The organism is Nocardia sp. NPDC058497 (assembly GCF_042720195.1).
Lineage (GTDB): Bacteria > Actinomycetota > Actinomycetes > Mycobacteriales > Mycobacteriaceae > Nocardia.
Genome location: NZ_JBHXMY010000028.1, coordinates 1 through 743 on the forward strand (window position 1 = coordinate 1; position 743 = coordinate 743).

The following is a 743-nucleotide window of genomic DNA, read 5'->3' on the forward strand; positions in this document are numbered from 1 at the left end:
TCGGGGTTTTTTCGGTGTCGGTGTGGGTGGCGCCGACGAGGGCGAGCAGGCCGTGTGGCACGCCCGCGGCGGCCGGGTCGATATGGCCGACCACCTTGTCGTCGACGGTCACCTGGGCACTGGTCACCCGCTGTAGCAGTACTCGCACAGCACCCGATCATGCCAGGCGCCGGACCAGGGTCAGGATTTGCCGAAGAACAGGATGTCGGGCCCGTACTCGGTGAGCGGGCGGTTCTCGGCGGCCTGGCGGATACCGCTGCCGGGCAGTTCGGTCACCTTGGCGAACATCTCCGCGTTGCCGAAGGCCGCGCGGACCTGGGTTTCGGAGGCGTAGTCGGCGCCGTAGTCGGCCAGCGTCGCGAAATCCAGTGGGGCCAGCGGTGCGTCGAGCGGCGCCTGTCCGCTCGGCCTGCCGAGTGCGGCGTACTGGGTGGCGACGCCGTTGTCGTAGAGGGACAGTTCGTAGGAGATGTTCTCGATGGTGGCGACGGTGAGCACCGGCCACTTCTCCGAGAGGCGAACGGCGAGTGGGTGGGTGCCGAGCCCGCCGATCTCCCAGTTCAGGCTCTTCACCGAAATCCAGCTGCCGGAGACCTTTTCGACGAGCACGACGTCGGCGCCGAGCTCGGTCGCCGGGTTGACGACGGGTTCCTTGACGCCCCAATGCTTTTCGTGCACCCCGGCGCACCGAGCCCCGGGCCCCGGGCGCGCGCCCGCGCGGGGGGCGCGCCCCCAGTTAGCGG

The 743-nt window shown here is 69.6% G+C and carries 2 protein-coding genes; both read right to left on the reverse strand.

What is annotated here, in order from left to right; all coding sequences use genetic code 11:
- Nucleotides 1–148, reverse strand: a 148-nt coding sequence (locus ACFWPJ_RS03750; RefSeq protein ID WP_378846764.1) for a D-aminoacyl-tRNA deacylase, incomplete at its 3' end; no start/stop codon positions are given.
- Between the two features lie 32 nt (nt 149–180).
- The gene (locus ACFWPJ_RS03755) at nt 181–678 is read right to left on the reverse strand and encodes a hypothetical protein (RefSeq protein WP_378846732.1); all 498 of its coding nucleotides are present in this window, start codon (nt 676–678) and stop codon (nt 181–183) included.
- Between the last annotated feature and the right edge of the window lie 65 nt (nt 679–743).